Here is a 14,850-nt window from a genome sequence, read left to right on the forward strand (position 1 = left end):
TCAGACCATCATCAGCAGCACGGCAACAAAAATGCTGCCGGCGGAGAAGGTCATGGTCCGAGACGACCAAGTGTTGAACCAACCTTGAAAGCTGGCGAGATCACGGGTCAGGGAAGTGGGCTGGCGACTCCAGGACTGTCGGTCGAGGCGGAAGAACACGTAGATCTTCACCATCGCGCCGACGATCTGGTTGTAATAGAGAATCGCCGGGTAGGCCGGGCCGATCCGGTGACCGGACAACGACAGCAACACGGTCAGGATCAGGCGGGTAATGCCGATCCACAGCAGGTACACGAGGATGAACGCGGTGCCGTACTTGAAGCTGGCGATCAGCGCGACGGTCAAGCCCAGCAGCGAGGTCCACATCGATACGCGCTGATCGAACAGCACCACCGAGGTGAACAGGCCGAGGCGTTTAACCCCCAGGCCCAGGGCGCGGGCGTTTTGACGCAGGTTGTTGCCGTACCAGCGGAACATCAGTTTGCGACTGGCCTTGATGAAGCTTTTTTCCGGCGGGTGTTCCACGGTGTGGATCGCGGCGTCCGGCACGTAGAACGTGTCGTAGCCCAGGCGCATCAGGCTGAACCAGCTCGACTTGTCGTCACCGGTCAGGAACTTGAAGCGGCCCAGGCGCCAGTGTTGCAGCGAGTCGCTTTCCACGTCGGCGATGAAGTCCGGGTTGGTGACCACGGTGGCGCGGAACACCGACATCCGGCCGGTCATGGTCAGCACGCGCTTGGACAGGGCCATCGAGCACATGTTGATGTGGCGCTGGGCGAATCGCAGTTTGTGCCACTCGCTCATGATGTAACCGCCGCGCACTTCGCAGAACTCGTTGGTGGTCAGGCCGCCGACATTGCCGAACAGCTGGAACCACGGCACGGTCTTGAGCACGGTGCCCTCGGCGAGCACGGTGTCGCCATCGATCACGGCCACCACGGCGCGGTCGTCCGGCAGGTGGCGGGAGATGGCGCGGAAACCGTAGGCCAGGCCATCACGCTTGCCGGTGCCAGGAATACGCACGAAGTCGAGCTTGACCCGATCCGGCGGATTCATTTTCGTCCAAAGGCTTTTCACCAGCTTCTCATCGGACATTTCGACGATGGAGCACACCATCGTGGTCGGCAGGCCGCAGTCGATCGCTTCGCGGATCACTGAGGCGTAGACCTGAGCGGTGGTCAGCGCGTCAATACGGAAGCTGGTGACCATCAAGAACACATGGGACGGGTCTGCCGCTTTACCCAGCTTGCGCACTTTGCGCCGCAGGTGCGGGTAGACCACGTACAGAAACAGCATCCCGCGCACAAAGTGCGTGGCGCCCATCGAGTAGCGCCAGATGCCGATGAAACCGATGAGGAAGATAAAGTCCTTCGAATCGGAATCGAATGTGGACGCAGGCAACGCCATGGCGATGCCCATCAAAATACTTAAGTAAAACAGCCAACCGGCGGCCTGAAGTAGGCCGTGCTTTAGCCTGTGCATAATCTGCATCCGTCTCTATCTCGGGCGAGCCTGTCGGGTGGCCCGATGGGGTTAAGGCAGGCGAAAGACCGGCCGGGGGGTGAAATCCCCCGGCCGGAAAACTGACTTACCAGCAGATGCCTTCAGTCCGGCCACTGACGCTGGTGGCTTTGGACATGAAGCCGACCAGGTCGACCACTTGCTTGCCGTGTGGAGCGTTCTGCGCCAGGGCGCGGAATTTCTCGTCACGGTTGCCGAGGATGATTACGTCGGAGTTGGCGATCACGTCGTCAAAGTCGGCGTTGAGCAAGGACGAGACGTGAGGGATCTTCGACTCGATGTAGTCCTTGTTTGCGCCGTGGACACGGGCGTATTCGACGTTGCTGTCGTAGATGCTCAGGTCGTAACCCTTGCCGATCAGCATTTCCGCCAGATCCACCAGCGGGCTCTCGCGCAGGTCATCGGTGCCGGCCTTGAAACTCAGGCCCAGCAGGGCGACTTTGCGTTTGTCGTGGCTGGAAACGATGTCGAAGGCGTTCTGCACCTGGGACTCGTTGCTGCGCATCAGCGAGTTCAGCAAAGGCGATTCCACGTCCAGGGCACCGGCGCGGTAGGTCAGGGCGCGCACGTCTTTCGGCAGGCAAGAGCCGCCGAACGCGAAGCCTGGGCGCATGTAGTACTGGGACAGGTTCAGCGTCTTGTCCTGGCAGACCACTTCCATCACTTCGCGACCGTCGACGCCGCACGCCTTGGCAATGTTGCCGATCTCGTTGGCGAAGGTCACCTTGGTGGCGTGCCACACGTTGCAGGTGTACTTGATCATCTCGGCGACAGCGATGTCCTTGCGGATGATCGGTGCGTCGAGCTCTTCGTACAGCGATTGCAGAACGTCACCCGAGGCCTTGTCGAACTCGCCGATGACGGTCATTGGCGGCAGGTCGTAGTCAGCGATCGCGGTGCTTTCGCGCAGGAACTCAGGGTTCACTGCAACGCCGAAATCAACGCCGGCTTTTTTGCCGGAGCAGTCTTCGAGGATCGGGATGACAACGTTTGCGACGGTGCCCGGCAAAACGGTGCTGCGAACCACGATAGTGTGGCGGGTGGTCTTGTCACGCAGGACAAAACCGATCTCGCGGCACACGGCTTCGATGTAGTTCAGTTCCAGGTCGCCGTTCTTCTTGCTCGGCGTACCGACGCAGATCATCGACAGGTCGGTGTCGCGAATCGCTTCGGCGAAGTTGGTCGTGCCGCGCAGTTTGCCCGTCTCGATACCCTTCTTCAGAAGTTCGCCCAGACCCGGTTCAACGATCGGCGAACGGCCGGCGTTGATCATATCGATTTTGTCTTTGGCAACATCGACGCCAACGACGTCATGGCCCCGTGCAGACAGGCAACCGGCACATACTGCGCCGACGTAACCCAAACCAAATATGCTGATGCGCATCGCAATTACCTCTGTGTTTATCAAGCCATTACATGGCCGGAGTTAATGGTGTTCAGCGGTATAGTGCACTCGCAAGTGCGGCCTTACAGGCGCCGAAGCGCCGCGTGCAGGCATACAAAGTTCCGAGTGTCTAAATAAGTGCACTCAAGATGTGCGCAACTAGGCCTTATTATTCTGATGTGCCCTGTTATGCAGCCGATCTTCTGATCAGAAGACATTCGTGCAATGGTCTTGCGCGCTTAATGTCAGGCGGAAGCCCGTAAATCAAGCGGTTGGGTGCTCAGGAGAGCACGTTTATAGGGGCGCAGCCTTGGCCTTGAAGGGGATAGTGATGAGCGTATCTCCTGTCCTTTATGTGTTGCCCAAATTAGAGGCCCAGTCTGCAGAAGTTAATGTGACAACTTCGCTACGTGACGCTCTTCTCTGCGTAAGTTATCTCGTACATGCATTGAGAGAATCGTTACCGGTGGTATGAGCTACGCATTTGGACATAGTTCCAGCCCGCCCATCGCGAATTCTGAAATTTCTTGAAATATTGAGAAAGATGGCACTGCTCTCAGATTGATAGCACTTACCGTTTGGCCCTTTATATATAGGCTTATTATCGAGTCAGATAGTTTTGTGCCACTACCGATAAAAATTTTCAGTGCCACTACTGAAAAAAATAATCAAAGTCGAGTGAAACAATAGTTAGAAAATCGAGTGATGTATTTTTGGCGCCAATAAAACGGCAAATATGGCGGGGAATTGTTGGACGATCAGACGGCGGTGCACGACGAATTTTTACTGTCGTGCACCGATCGGGTGCTTACTCTGGCGCGTGATCGCGCAGGAATACCAGATGGTCCGGTTTAGACTGCTCGGCACTGTAGCGATAGCCTTGAACGTCAAATTTTTTGAGGTCTGCCGGGTCGTTGACGCGCTCTTCAATGACAAAACGACTCATCATTCCGCGCGCTTTTTTTGCATAGAAGCTAATGATCTTGTATTGGCCGTTCTTCAAGTCCTTGAAGTCGGTATTAATGATGCGCGCGTTCAGGGCACTGCGTTTGACCGAGGAGAAGTATTCGTTGGAGGCCAGGTTAAGCAACACGTCGTCGCCCTGATCGGCCAGGGCTTCGTTCAGCCATTCGCTGATCCGGGTGCCCCAGAACGCATACAGATCCTTACCACGGGCATTCGCCAGTTTGGTGCCCATCTCCAGACGATAAGGCTGCATCAGGTCCAGAGGGCGCAGCAGGCCGTACAGGCCTGAGAGCATGCGCAAGTGCTGCTGGGCGTAATCGAAATCGGCTTCGCTGAAGGTTTGAGCGTTGAGACCGGTGTACACGTCACCCTTGAAAGCGAGCAACGCCTGCTTGGCGTTTTCCGGTGTGAACGCTGGCGTCCAGCTGCCGAAACGCGCGGCGTTGAGGCCGCCGATCTTGTCGGAGACGTGCATCAACTCACTGATCTGCGCTGGCGTCAGGTCGCGCAGCTGCATGATCAGCTCCTGGGAATGGTCGAGGTATTGCGGCTGGGTGAAGCGCTGGGTCGCCGGCGGTGTTTCGTAGTCGAGGGTCTTGGCGGGGGAAATCACCATCAGCATGAAGTCGTCTCCTTTAATCGTGGGGGCGATTCTAGGGGGTTGAGCCGGTTCACTCCAGCTATCAAGTCCATAGGTGATCGGTGGTTTGACTGGATGGGCTTTTGTGGCGAGGGAGCTTGTCGGATCGCCGCACCGTCCCGCTCGAGCGCGAAGCGGTCGCAAGATTGCTGCGCAGGTTTCACCAGAAGGAATCAGATCGCAGGTTTGGGGCTGCTTCGCAGCCCAGCGGGAGCAAGCTCCCTCGCCACAATGGGTTCGGTGCTGCTGCGGGAATGTGGGCCGGATCAGCTATAGTGCCGCGCGGGTTTTGTTATGGAGACATCCCTTTGCGTATCGTTTTTCTATTATCGGCCTGGCTATTGAGCTTCGGTGCCATGGCGGCGCCCGGCGATGTGGCGACGCTTGATCGCAGCACATGGCCGGAACAGCTCAGCAGCCCGACGCTGTTCGACGTGGCATCACGCGCCGAAATCCTCATGTTCGCGCGGGTGCTGCTCGCCAGCGAATCGCTGGATGAAGCGAACCTGGCCCAACGCCTGGGCCTGCGCAAGATTAATCTGGAGGCCGTCAACAATCTGCGCCAGCGCCTGTGGCAGCGCTTGCTCGCCAACTACAACTTTGCCCAGCAGAGCTGCGATCAGGATGCCTCCTTTTGTTTCCTCGTCGAGGACTTGGACACCCTGCGCCAGCAAGCGGCCAAGTTTCAGGTCAGCGACGACAGCTATTACATCAAGTGGTCGGAGCCGAGCCGGTTGTTCCACGCCCAGTATCTGGACGAGCAACTGCGCAAGGCCGCGCTGTTTCCACAGAGCAGCAGCGAAGTCGATCGTTTTGGCGACTATGAGCGCAACGGCGACGAGATGCATGACCGGCTGTTTTTGCTGACGTTCGACAGCGCCGCCAATGTCACGCCGGACAACACCGGCTGGGTCACGGAGTACCTGCGCAAGTCCAACATGAGCGGCACCTTCTTTGTGCTGGGTAAAGACATCCAGGCGCGTCTTTCCGAGCGCTCGGTGGCCAGTCTGCAAGTGACGTATTCGACGCAGTGCATCGGTGTGCAAGGCTGGGAGTTTCGCTCCCACAGCCACTGGCAGGACTGGCAGGATTCGGTGCGCCGTAGCGTCGACCTGGTCAAAAGCAAACTGCCGGAGAATTACGTGCCGCTGTTTCGCCCGCCGGATGGCCAGCGCCGCTCGGATGCCGAAGGCTTCTTCAAGGCTCAGGGTTTGCAAGTAGCCTTGTGGGACATCGATGCCCAGGATGGCGCCGGCAAGCTCAAGGGCAACCCGAGCGCCCAGCGCGTGTTGACGCTGATGCTGCTGTGGCGACACGGGGTGATCAACTTCAATGTGAAGCAGGATGCCGTGAAAACGGCGATGCCCTGGCTCATTACGCAAACGGCGCAAAGCGGGATCGGTTGGGAGGATTGTCAGGACGCGTTTCGTTGAAACCGTCAAAAGCCCGGAATCATTGGAGAGGAGGGCAAAGCGGGGTGATTTTCGAGCAGATTTCGATGCAGGCGGACTTCCGACTTTAACGGGGTGATGGCCATCCGCCTAGTGCTATTGGTCACTCTGAAAAATAAACTTCAAAAAAACGTCAAAGTACTTTTTTCTGTCATGGGTTTTGGAGTATTACGAAGACAGACCGCCGAAACCTGCAACACAGGTGGCGTCTCCCAAGACCCCGCTATGGATGCAGTTCACTTGAGTCCCCGCAGGTGAATTCGGTAGTCACTTCGAGGCGCAGCACCGCCAAGGTATTGCGTCGAATGGCTCCCACAAAGGTGACCGAGTATGGATGATCACGGACGTAGTTCTTCCTCCAACCAGCCAATCCTTTATGTACTCGATACCAACGTATTGATTCACGATCCAAACGCCCTGCTAAACTTCGAAGAACACCACGTTGCCATCCCGATGACCGTGCTTGAGGAGCTGGACAAGCTCAAGAGCGGGCATCACAGCGTGGCTGCGGAATGCCGTCAGGCGATTCGCCTGATCGACAAGACCCTGGGCGATGCCAGCCCCGAAGACGTCGAGCTTGGCGTACCGATCCAGCGTGGCAAAAGTGGGCCCAAGGGTTTGCTGTCAATTCTGATGAGCAAGCGTGCCGAGCCGAACATCATTCTTCCCGAACACCTGAACGACAACATCATCATCAACCAGTTGATCGACTTGCACGCGCGCGAACCCAAGCTGCCCGTGGTGCTGGTCACCAAAGACATCAACATGCGCCTCAAGGCCCGGGCGTGCGGGATCGCGGCCGAGGACTACAGCACCGACCAATTGGTCGATGACGTATCGCTGCTGCCCAACGGTTACCACAACATGACCGGCTCCTTCTGGGACCTCGTGAGCAAGGTCGAAACCCGTCAGGACCATGGCCGCACCTGGCACCAGGTGAAGCTGATCGATAACCTGCCGGCCGTGCACATCAACGAGTTCATCATCGACGAGCAGGGCTTTGTCGGCTGGATCAAGGAGATTGAGGAAGACCGGCTGCTGATCCTTGACCTGCACCAGGAACCGTTGTTGCACCAGGAAGCCTGGGGCCTGAAACCGCGTGACATCTATCAGAGCCTGGCGCTGTACGCCTTGCTTGACCCGGATATCCACCTGGTCAACCTGACCGGTGCTGCCGGTTCCGGTAAAACCATCCTGGCCTTGGCCGCAGCGATTGAGCAGACCATGGTCAGCAAACGCTATCGCCGCATTATTGCGACTCGTAGCGTGCAGGGTCTGGACCAGGAAATCGGTTTCCTGCCCGGCACCGAAGCGGAAAAAATGGAACCTTGGCTGGGCGCCATTACCGACAACCTCGAAGCCTTGCACATGGATGACGAAAACACCCATGGCAGCGTCGATTACATCCTCAGCAAAGTGCCGTTGCAGTTCAAATCCCTCAACTACATTCGAGGCCGCAGCTTCCAGCAGAGTCTGATCCTGATCGATGAATGCCAGAACCTGACACCGCACCAGATGAAAACAATCATCACCCGTGCCGGTGCCGGTTCCAAAGTGGTGTGCCTGGGCAACCTGGCACAGATCGATACCCCTTACCTGTCCGCGACCAGCTCCGGATTGACCTACCTGACCGAACGCTTCAAGGATTTCCCGAACGGTGTCCACATCACCCTGCAAGGGGTGCCACGTTCGATTCTGGCCGAATACGCCGAATCGCATTTGTAACCACATAACCAGAACCGGGCGGCCCAAAGCTGCCCGGTTTTTTATGCCCACCACAAAACCCTTGTAGGAGCGAGGCTTGCCCGCGAAGACGGCGGCACATTCAACATCAATCTGTCTGACACGCCGCCTTCGCGGGCAAGCCTCGCTCCTACAAGGGCCATCCATCAAATAATCAAACGTGCGAAAAATTGACCCGCAGGTTTACAATCGACGCTCCTGATCAGGAGTAACCCTGTGCTGACTCATCTCGATTCCCAAGGTCGCGCCAACATGGTCGACGTCACCGAAAAAGCCGTGACGTTCCGTGAAGCGACCGCTCAAGCGCTGGTGCGCATGCTGCCCGAAACCCTGCAGATGATCGTCAGCGGCGGTCACCCCAAGGGTGACGTGTTCGCCGTGGCGCGCATCGCCGGCATTCAAGCAGCGAAGAAAACCAGCGACCTGATTCCCCTGTGCCATCCGCTGATGCTCACCGGCGTCAAGGTCGAGCTGAGTGCCGAAGGCGATGACACCGTGCGCATCGTCGCGCGATGCAAGTTGTCCGGGCAGACCGGCGTCGAGATGGAAGCCCTGACCGCTGCCAGTGTCGCCGCGTTGACGATCTACGACATGTGCAAGGCCGTGGACCGTGGCATGACCATCGAAAGCGTGCGGCTGCTGGAAAAACTTGGCGGCAAGAGCGGCCATTTCCAGGCAGATCAGCCATGAATGTCACCGTGAAGTTTTTTGCCCGCTACCGCGAAGCGCTCGGCGTGGACTCGGTCAAGGTTGAAGGCGATTTCGCCACCGTCGACGATGTGCGTGCGTTGCTGGCTCAGCGTGACGGTGCCGAGGTGCTGTGCGAGCAGAACCTGATGTGCGCCCGCAACGAAGACCTCTGCCAGCTCGACGAACCGGTGACTGACGGTGACGAAGTGGCGTTTTTTCCGACCGTGACTGGGGGCTGACATGGCGATTCGCGTGCAGTCCACGGCCTTCGATCCGGGGGCGGAAGTCAATGCCATGCACGCCGCCAATGTCGGCGTTGGGGCGGTGGTGAGTTTCGTCGGCTACGTGCGCGACTTTAATGACGGGCTCGATGTGGCCGGGATGTTTCTCGAGCACTATCCGGGCATGACCGAAAAAGCCCTCGGCAAAATCGCCCTGGAGGCGGAACAGCGCTGGCCGCTGTTGAAGCTTGAAGTGCTGCACCGGATCGGAGCCCTGGAGCCGGGTGAACCGATCGTCTTCGTCGGCGCCGCCAGCGCCCACCGCCAGGCGGCGTTCGACGCCTGCGCCTTTGTCATGGACTACCTGAAAACCCGTGCGCCGTTCTGGAAGAAAGAAAACACCAGCGACGGGCCGCGTTGGGTGGAAGGGCGTGACAGTGATCATGCGGCGGCGGATCGCTGGAAGCAGTAGACAACCTGTTATTTTGTTGTCGAAAGGTCTGACCCCATCGCGAGCAGGCTCACTCCCACAGTTGATCTCCATGAACACAAAATCTGTGTACGACGTAGATCCCTTGTAGGAGCGAGCCTGCTCGCGAAGGGCCATTCGCATCACCCAATATCTTCCTGACGCACCACCCGACCATCGGCCATAACCCCGATTGACGACTTATACATAAAAGTCCAGTATGGAATTATAAGTACAAAAAAAGGTGTTTCCTCCGTTTCAGCTCTTTCTTCTGTCTTGCCAAACCAACAACAACCCGCGAGAGAACGACCATGAAGAAACTCCCCCTCATCACCGGTCTGGCGCTGAGCCTGTTAGCGTGCAGCACGCTGTTCGCCGCCGACAAAACCCTGCGCATCGGCATTGAAGCCGCTTATCCGCCCTTCGCGTCGAAAACCGACAAGGGCGAGATCGTTGGTTTCGACTACGACATCGGCAATGCCCTGTGCGCGCAGATGAAGGTCAAGTGCGTGTGGGTAGAAGGCGAATTCGACGGTCTGATTCCTTCCCTGAAAGTGAAGAAAATCGACATGGCGCTGTCGTCCATGACCATCAACGAAGACCGCAAGAAGTCGGTGGATTTCTCCCACAAGTACTACTTCACTTCATCGCGTCTGGTGATGAAGGAAGGCGCGGCCGTGGATGACCAGTACGCCAGCCTCAAGGGCAAGACCGTCGGTGTGCAGCGCGCCACCACCACCGACCGTTACGCCACCGAGGTGTTTGAACCGAAGGGCATCAACGTCAAGCGCTACGGCAACAACGAAGAAATCTACATGGACCTGGCAGCCGGTCGCCTCGACGCCATTTTTGCCGACACCATCCCACTGAGTGACTTCCTGGCGATGCCGCGTGGCAAGGGCTACGCCTTTGTCGGGCCGGAGTTGAAGGATCCGAAATACGTGGGCGAGGGTGCCGGGATTGCGGTGCGCAAGGGTAATAGCGAGTTGGTTGCCGAGTTGAACACGGCCATTGATGGCATTCGTGCGAGTGGCGAGTATCAGAAGATTTCCGAGAAGTACTTCAAGTCGGACATTTACGGCGACTGATCAACCTATATCGCGAGCAAGCCCGCTCCCACATTAGTCCTGCGAACACAGGCAAAATGTGGGAGCGGGCTCGCTCGCGAAGAGGCCGGATCAGCCAATACACATCGTTGGGCTCAGCCCTTCAATTCCTTCAAATGCTTGTAAACAGTCGCCCGCCCCATGTTCAGCACATTGGCCACATAGTTCGAAGCGCTTTTGCCCTTGAAGGCTCCTTCGGCGTGCAACGCCAACACCAGTTCGCGTTTGTGGTCGCGTGTCAGCAGGTTCAGGCTCAGCTGACGTTCGCGCAGCCAGGCGTGCAGGAAAGTATTGATACGCTCCTGCCAGTCATCGCGAAACAGTGAGTCCGGCTGCGGAATCAGCTTGCTTGGTGACAGGAACAGGTCCAGCGCGGCCTTGGCATTTTCGAACAGCGAGATGTTCAGGTTGATGCACAGCACCGCCAGAGGATGGCCGTCGTTGTCGCGCAAGACACTGCTCAGGCTGCGAATCTTCTGGCCGTCCCAATTGAGCTTTTCATACGGCCCGATGTTCCGTTCGCTGACATCGTCGCTGAGCATGTCCTCCAGTGCCGCGTCATCGCCCACTTCCCGCTTGGACAGATTGTTGGCGATGTAATCGATTTTTTGCGTGCGCAGATCGTGCAGCACCACCTCGGCATGAGGGAAGAACAACGTAGCGATCGCATCGGCGATTGCCCGGTAGTTGTCCAGGGCCGGGTCTTTTTCAGGTGCGTTCATACAGTGGAGCTCCAGGCAGCGTCAGCGCCCTGCAAAAAGGGCGCTGGAAGTGTGCCGCAATCGTGTCGACACGTCACCTGAGGACGAAAGTCAGCCCAGGCGGGCGGGGGAGAGCATCTCGGCGTCCAGGCCGAAACGGCTGAGCTGTTCGGGCAAGGCTTCACCGCGTACCAGCGCTGCGCCGGCCTGGCCCATGGCCGGGGAAGTCTGGATGCCGTAGCCACCTTGCGCCGCGACCCAGAACAGCCCTGGCACATGTTGATCGAAGCCGCAGATGAGGTCTCCGTCTGTTACGAAACTGCGCAGACCGGCCCAGGTTCGGGTCGGACGGCGGATGGTCAGGGTGGTGGCTTCTTCGATCTGGTAGATGCCCATCGCGATATCCAGCTCTTCGGGCTGCACATCGTGTGGCTCGACCGGGTCGGCGTTGGCTGGCGAGCCGAGGAACATTCCGGCGTCGGGTTTCATGTAGAACGATTCGTCGAGGCTGACTAGCATCGGCCAATGGTGGATGTCCACGCCCTCGGGGCCGGCGAAGATGAATGCCGCGCGCCGCTTCGGTTGCAGGCCCAACGGCTTGGCGCCGGCCAGCTCGCCGATCTTGTCGGCCCACGCGCCTGCCGCGTTGATGATGACCGGTGCGCTAAAGGTCTGGCTGTTGGTTTGAACCTGCCACAGGCCTTCGGCATTGCGGGTCAGGCTCAGCACTTCGCTGTCGGTGTGGACTTCGCCTTTATTGCGACGGATACCGCGCAAGTAACCCTGGTGCAGGGCATCGGTGTCGATGTCGCTGGCAGTAGGGTCGTAGATCGCGCCATGGACTTTTTCACGGCGCAGGATCGGCAGGCGCGCGCAGGCTTCGTCGGCACTGAGCCGTTGCATCTCTGCCACCGTGGCCTTGGCACTCAGGTATTGATTGTTCAGTTCGGCCGGGTCGCCGGTGAAGTCCACGGTCATCTCGCCGCGCGGGGTCAGCAGCGGGTGTTCGCAGAAACCGGCTGGCGGCGCATCGAAGAAGTCGCGGCTGGCCTGGGTCAGTGCCCGAACCTGCGGTGTGCCATAGGCTGCGGTATACAGCGCGGCGGATCGACCGGTGGAGTGATAAGCCGGGTGGGATTCGCGTTCGAGCACAATCACCCGGGCGTGCTGCGACAGCCAGAAACCGGTGGAAGCGCCGGCAATCCCGCCGCCGATGATGATGAAATCTGCCTGGCTCATGAACGTCTCCTGTCGAGCGCAAATGCCGAAATTGTAGAGATTCATTGTGGGAGCGGGCTTGCTCGCGAAAGCGGTGTGTCAGTCCACTCATTGGTGAATGTCAGACCGCATTCGCGAGCAAGCCCGCTCCCACAGGATTTAGGTGTCAGGGCTGTAGGCGGTAGATGGCGTTGGCCAGTGCGATGTCTTCCAGGCCCAGGCCGATAGAACGAAAGAACACGTGACGGTCGTAGTCGGGACGCGGGACTTTTCCGCTGAGCAAATCGGGCAGGTCGCCGACAATCAAGCGCGTGTCCCAGCCATGCTGTTCCCCCGCAATCAGCATTTCACCCGCCGAGCCCGGGGTGGTCAGACGATAGTCGCAGAACACCTGCATGTCATTGAGGCTCTGCGGCGGCACTTCATGGGCGCGCGGGGCGTTGGTGCTGATGGAGGTGATCAGCGCCGGTTTACTCAAGTTGGATGGATCGATCACCGGGCCGGCGGACGAGGTGCAGAGCATGATCACGTCGGCGTCCTGAATCGCCGCTTCGCGACTGTCGGTGATGGTCAGGCGTGGATCGAGGCGTTTGAGCTGTGCCAGCGTTTCAGGGTTTTTATCGTTCAGGCTTGGCGAATAGAGGCTGATGCTCTGCCAGTCACGCAGATTTTTAACGTAATGCAGATGTGCCTGAGCCACCTTGCCGCTTCCGATAATCGCCAGGCGCTGCGCCTTCAACGGAGCGAGGGCATCGACAGCGACGGCGGTTGTTGCGGCCGTGCGTGCGGTGGTCAATTCGCCGGCATCGCAAAGCAGCAACGGTTGGCCGGTCTGCATCGACATCAACAATGTCCAGGCCGTCACCAGCGGACCTTGTTCGCGCACGATGTAGGGCGAAGTCTTGACCCCGTAGACGCCGTCTTCGGCCAGCACGCCCAAGTAGTTGATGAAGTCGCCAGCACCCTGAGGGAATTCCACCAGCTGTTGCGTCGGTTGCACCGCTTGCCCGGCAGCCAGGTCGCGGAACAGCTTACGCAGGATCTGCGGCACGTCGACCTGCGCCAGCAGTTCGCGGGCCTGGGGTTGGGTGATCACATATGGCGTACTGGACATGGTCGGCTCCGGGCACTGAAAGTAAACTAATTTGTCCATTATGGACTTTTAGTTGTCTCGAGCAACATCGGGACGAAAAAAAAGCGCAGTCCGTTTCCGGCTGCGCCTCTTTCAGTAAGGGCCGGGTTACGGGCGCTTACGCTCAACCGCCCGCAGTAGATGCGTCGGCGGCGTTTCACAGCTGATTTTCCGACCCAGCAACGCCTCGATGGACGGTAGCTGGTAGGAGTCATCTTCACCGGCGAAGCTGATGGACACGCCCTCCGCACCAGCACGACCGGTACGGCCGATGCGGTGCACATAGTCGTCCGGGACTTCCGGCAGGGTGAAGTTGATCACGTGGCTGATGCCGTCGATGTGGATGCCGCGACCGGCCACGTCGGTGGCGACCAGCACGCGGATCTTGCCTTCGCGGAAGCCTTCCAGAGTCTTGATGCGCTTGTGCTGCGGCACGTCGCCGGACAGTTGCGCGGCGTTTACGCCGTCACGCACCAGGCGTTCTTCGATGCGCCGCACTTCATCCTTGCGGTTGGCAAACACCATCACCCGCTCCCAGCCGTTGTCGTTGACCAGGTTGTAGAGCAGTTTGTACTTGTCGGCACCGGCGACGGCATAGATGTGTTGCTCGACGTTTTCGCTGGCCACGTTCTGCGACTCGATCTCGACGATCGATGGGTCGGTGGTCCATTGCTTGGCGAGGTTCATCACGTCTTCGGTGAAGGTCGCGGAGAACAGCAGCGTCTGACGTTCGTTCTTCGGCGGCGTCTGGCGAATGATCTGGCGCACTTGCGGGATGAAACCCATGTCGAGCATGCGGTCGGCTTCGTCCAGCACCATCACTTCGACCATGTCCAGATGCACGTCGCCGCGCTGGTTGAAGTCGAGCAAGCGGCCCGGGGTGGCCACGAGGATGTCGCAGTGACGGGCTTCGAGGTGCTTGAGCTGCTTGTCGAAGTCCATGCCGCCGACAAAGGTCATGACGTTGAGGCCGGTGTACTTGGTCAGGTCGGCGGCGTCCTTGGCGATCTGCACCACCAGTTCGCGGGTCGGCGCGATGATCAGCGCCCGCGGTTCACCCATGTAGCGTTCTTTGGGTGGCGGGGTTTCAAGCAGTTGCGTGATGATCGAAATCAGGAACGCAGCGGTTTTGCCGGTGCCGGTCTGGGCGCGACCGATGGCGTCTTTGCCCGCGAGGGTGAAGCCAAGCACTTGCGCCTGGATCGGCGTGCAATACGGGAAGCCCAGGTCCTGGATGGCGTGCATCAGTTCCGGGGCGAGTTTGAAGTCGTGGAAACGGGTTTTGCCTTCCTGGGGTTCAACGGCGAAGTCTTCGAGTTTCCAGGGGATGACCGGCGCTTTCGGTTTCGGTTTCGGTTCGCGACTTGGTTTTGCCGGTTTCGGCGTTTCGCTGCGCGGTGGCTCGGCGGCGAGAATCTCGACAGGTGGGGCGGCCGGTGTGGTCACAGGCTCGTGTTTCGGTGCCGCTACGGTTGCGGTCCGGCCAGGCTGATTACCGTCGGTGCGGTGGCTGGGGATATGAGACGGAGCGCTGGGAACTGGCGCGAGCTGCTCAGTCTCGCTTTTACCGAACATTTTCTTGAGTGCTTTGAGCACGGTCATCTCATC

Annotated in this window: 13 protein-coding genes; 6 read left to right on the forward strand and 7 right to left on the reverse strand. The window is 58.8% G+C overall.

Going from position 1 to position 14,850, the window contains the following annotated elements:
* From alg8 to yaaA, 3 genes are all read right to left on the reverse strand, one after another.
* Entirely contained in the window at window positions 1-1,482 is a 1,482-nt protein-coding gene (alg8, locus tag ACA068_RS05425) for a mannuronan synthase (RefSeq protein WP_497308201.1), read from the reverse strand.
* A 106-nt stretch (window positions 1,483-1,588) separates the two neighbouring features.
* On the reverse strand, window positions 1,589-2,905 hold the full coding sequence (locus tag ACA068_RS05430) for a nucleotide sugar dehydrogenase (RefSeq protein WP_219095791.1): 1,317 nt from the start codon (window positions 2,903-2,905) through the stop codon (window positions 1,589-1,591).
* A gap of 808 nt (window positions 2,906-3,713) precedes the next feature.
* On the reverse strand, window positions 3,714-4,493 hold the full coding sequence (yaaA, locus tag ACA068_RS05435) for a peroxide stress protein YaaA (RefSeq protein WP_497308202.1): 780 nt from the start codon (window positions 4,491-4,493) through the stop codon (window positions 3,714-3,716).
* Window positions 4,494-4,819: 326 nt separating this feature from the next.
* On the opposite strand from yaaA, the gene ACA068_RS05440 reads away from it, so the two are divergent.
* The 6 genes from ACA068_RS05440 to ACA068_RS05465 all read left to right on the forward strand — a co-directional run bounded on the left by ACA068_RS05440 (window position 4,820) and on the right by ACA068_RS05465 (window position 10,173).
* Window positions 4,820-5,944 carry a polysaccharide deacetylase family protein gene (locus ACA068_RS05440; RefSeq protein ID WP_497308204.1) on the forward strand — a complete coding sequence of 375 codons (1,125 nt, stop codon included), beginning with the start codon at window positions 4,820-4,822 and terminating at the stop codon, window positions 5,942-5,944.
* Window positions 5,945-6,292: 348 nt separating this feature from the next.
* Window positions 6,293-7,687: a PhoH family protein gene (locus ACA068_RS05445; RefSeq protein ID WP_497308206.1), complete on the forward strand. Its 1,395-nt coding sequence runs from the start codon at window positions 6,293-6,295 to the stop codon at window positions 7,685-7,687.
* A gap of 234 nt (window positions 7,688-7,921) precedes the next feature.
* Window positions 7,922-8,395 (forward strand): cyclic pyranopterin monophosphate synthase MoaC, encoded by a 474-nt coding sequence (moaC, locus tag ACA068_RS05450; protein ID WP_059406245.1) that lies wholly within the window; start codon window positions 7,922-7,924, stop codon window positions 8,393-8,395.
* Window positions 8,392-8,634, forward strand: coding sequence for a MoaD/ThiS family protein (locus ACA068_RS05455; RefSeq protein ID WP_497308208.1), 243 nt, complete (start codon window positions 8,392-8,394; stop codon window positions 8,632-8,634). Before moaC ends, ACA068_RS05455 begins: the two co-directional genes overlap by 4 nt.
* A 1-nt stretch (window position 8,635) precedes the next feature.
* Entirely contained in the window at window positions 8,636-9,088 is a 453-nt protein-coding gene (gene moaE, locus ACA068_RS05460) for a molybdopterin synthase catalytic subunit MoaE (RefSeq protein WP_219095795.1), read from the forward strand.
* A 308-nt stretch (window positions 9,089-9,396) separates the two neighbouring features.
* Window positions 9,397-10,173, forward strand: coding sequence for an ABC transporter substrate-binding protein (locus ACA068_RS05465; protein WP_497297516.1), 777 nt, complete (start codon window positions 9,397-9,399; stop codon window positions 10,171-10,173).
* Between the two features lie 113 nt (window positions 10,174-10,286).
* Here the strand turns inward: ACA068_RS05465 and ACA068_RS05470 are convergent, their stop codons facing one another.
* The 4 genes from ACA068_RS05470 to rhlB form a co-directional block, all read right to left on the reverse strand.
* The gene (locus tag ACA068_RS05470; protein WP_219095797.1) at window positions 10,287-10,913 is read right to left on the reverse strand and encodes a helix-turn-helix transcriptional regulator; all 627 of its coding nucleotides are present in this window, start codon (window positions 10,911-10,913) and stop codon (window positions 10,287-10,289) included.
* Between the two features lie 90 nt (window positions 10,914-11,003).
* On the reverse strand, window positions 11,004-12,131 hold the full coding sequence (locus ACA068_RS05475; RefSeq protein WP_497308210.1) for an NAD(P)/FAD-dependent oxidoreductase: 1,128 nt from the start codon (window positions 12,129-12,131) through the stop codon (window positions 11,004-11,006).
* 145 nt (window positions 12,132-12,276) lie between these two features.
* A complete protein-coding gene (locus ACA068_RS05480; protein ID WP_497308212.1) occupies window positions 12,277-13,224 on the reverse strand; it encodes an ornithine cyclodeaminase family protein in 948 nt (315 codons plus the stop codon).
* Between the two features lie 126 nt (window positions 13,225-13,350).
* Window positions 13,351-14,844, reverse strand: a complete 1,494-nt coding sequence (rhlB, locus tag ACA068_RS05485) for an ATP-dependent RNA helicase RhlB (protein ID WP_497308214.1) — start codon at window positions 14,842-14,844, stop codon at window positions 13,351-13,353.
* Between the last annotated feature and the right edge of the window lie 6 nt (window positions 14,845-14,850).

The sequence above is a fragment of the Pseudomonas sp. LBUM1660 genome, assembly GCF_059695935.1.